The organism is Treponema sp. R80B11-R83G3 (assembly GCF_054786115.1).
Genome location: NZ_BDHF01000152.1, coordinates 1 through 2,591 on the forward strand (window position 1 = coordinate 1; position 2,591 = coordinate 2,591).

Annotated in this window: 1 protein-coding gene; it reads left to right on the forward strand. The window is 41.2% G+C overall.

Going from position 1 to position 2,591, the window contains the following annotated elements; all coding sequences use genetic code 11:
• Window positions 1-1,235: 1,235 nt before the first annotated feature.
• Entirely contained in the window at window positions 1,236-1,547 is a 312-nt protein-coding gene (locus tag ACYVRH_RS11825; protein ID WP_461252939.1) for a hypothetical protein, read from the forward strand.
• The last annotated feature ends 1,044 nt before the right edge of the window (window positions 1,548-2,591 follow it).

Consider the following 2,591-nt stretch of genomic DNA (forward strand, 5'->3'; position numbering starts at 1 on the left):
TATATATATTATTTATATATATATATTTTTTTTATGACTTAATGACTAATAATAAAATAATATATTTATATTATAAGAGGTTATAGGGAGATGTTGAAACTGAGTTAATGTGGCGGTCATCGGGTCATTCAGTCATTGGGTAGCGGTTATTATCAGCCATTGCCCCTGCGGAAAAACCGCCTTGTTTAATGATTTAAATTTCAATTATTTTTTATGGCGGTTTTTTCGCATAGGGGTCTTAGCGACAAAATTTTCAAGTTGGGATTTCAAGAGGGAGTACAACTCTCGCTTTTTTTTTATCAAACGAGAGCGGTTTGTTTCGACCATTTTTACAAGTGGGGATTTTATTGTGCGCCACGCCATGCCGATTTTTTCATCTACGCCCCTTGACGGGGCGCGGTTATCGGTTCCCCCCTGCCCCCTTAATTTTCGGTAGTGAAAACACGAATTATAATTTGATTGATTTTTGTATTACTCCCTGTTGCTACTGGTTGCTCTGTATTGCTATCTGTTAGCGATAAAAAACAAAAAACAAAGCGAGAAAATCTTTTACTACATTGTTAAAATTTCCAATTACAAAATTATGGCTTTTTTAGGGGACGCGCACGCCCCCCGCAATAAAAATGGCCTCCATGCCAGTTTTATTGCATGAAGTTTTTACGATGTAAAAACTTCACCAAGCATTGGTAACAGCAGCATCCATGCTGCCAAGAGAAAAAATTCGTGTATCATGGTGTATGGTTATGTAGGATTAACAAAGGATTATGCTACACTTTTTTTGTTGCTCCCTGTTGCTCCTTTTTACTCCCAATTATCACCTATTACTATATTTTTTTTTATTTGTGTATCTTAAATAAAAAAAAAGGAAACTTATAAATATATATAATATATATATAGAAGTGGCAAATTCGTCTTTTATGCTACATTTGCTACACTTTCAATGATTCATTTTCTGGCGATTTTTTAGCACGGCGCACTGGCTCACCTAAAGGTTCGCCGCATTTTTACAAGTGGGGATTTTATTGTGCGCCACACCATGAAGAATTATTTATCAACACGGCTTAACGCCGTGCATTATCGGGCGGGGGTTTCATCGATTAAAATTAACAGGTTGTAATTCCAAGAGGGAGTAAAACACTCGCTTTTTTATTTATCAAACGAGAGCGGTTTATTTAGAAAATTGCCCCCTGCGAAAAAGCCGCCTTTTATAAAGATTTAATTTTCGATAATTTTCTATGGCGGTTTTTTCGCAGGGGGTCATCGGCGATTTATTTTTTTTAGTTACGGAATTTGGGAAGGCTGTTTTATTTACGTTAGCCGTGTGCGTATTCCGCTCCGCCTGTTGTTATGCGACACGCCGGGTGGGGCAAACTACGCCTTTCTGCGGCGGAGTTGAGGCGGTTGCGGGCATGGACGCCGCTGTATCTGAAAAAAAAGGCAAACATGGATGTTTGCCTTTTTTTCTTCCTTACAGCACACGACCAACGGGAGTGGGCTGCTCCCCCCCTTTGAGCCGGTTAATAGTTAGTTTTGCGCCTGTAGCCTGACCATATAATTTAGCGTTTTATGCTTAATCGTTTTTTAATTTAAATGAGGTCGGGCAAATTTGATTTTTACGGGTCTTTTGTTATATGGGCAGGCGGAAGGCGCAAAAGTTTCCTTATTAAAATTAGGGGGGGTAGCACGGCGGCAGGGGGGGGTACGATAATTTTAACCGCCTCAACGTAGCCGCCGTATTTCGCTGCGCTTGTGGGTCGCGCTGGCGGGTGGGGCGTACTGCGACTTGCCCACACGGGTTTTATAATGCGTGTTTAGCGGCATTTTGCGAAGGGCGGGTTGCCGGGGTTTTTTGTGCCTTTTATTTATTTTCTTTTTGCCTATAATTTTAGACAAAAAAGTATGGCGTTTTATTTTGTTGTTGTGTTAAAACACGTCCGGCGGTACGCCGTTGTTATTATGCCATTTTGGAATTATTTTAGAAAAAAAAAGCGTGAGGATTAGCTTTTTTTTTCATGCCCATGCCCAACACGATGTTGGGCATGGGCGCGAAGTTTGCCTGTGTGGATTATGCCGTGTTTTCATTTTTATTAAATTTTGCGTTTTGCCCTTGCCATACTTTTTTGTCCATTTTTATCCAGATTTTTTGGATAGCACATCGAATGTCCGCACAAAAAAGGGCGGTCTCTACCGAAAAAATTGCGTAGTGGAGCGCAGCGGAACGGAGCAATTTTAACCTTTAGGCTTTAAGAGGGTGGCGACTCTGGAGCGGGGATGATGTGGCGTGTCTGAATTAATGTTATTGGGAGCGAATAAGTACTGAGGGCGAATTTTTACTTTTTATAAATTTATGGGTTCGGGCTGTTGCTGTATTGCTCTTAGCTTGGTATGCGCGTAGAGAGGGATTTATTTATTATGTTTGTTATTTTGTAATTGGGAGCGCGACAAATAGGGAATGTGTTTTTTGTTTGTTTTAATCTTATGGGCAGTTCAGCACTACGAAGTCAATACTGAATTATTACCCCCTGCCCCGCGCGCCGGGTGGGTGGGTCTACTCTCGCTTTGCTCTCGGACTGCGCTGCGATGGGCAGGGC

Coding starts and splice junctions, on each gene's coding strand:
- ACYVRH_RS11825 (WP_461252939.1), top strand. CDS start 1,236: ATGGCGGTTTTTTCGCAGGGGGTCATCGGCGATTTATTTTTTTTAGTT.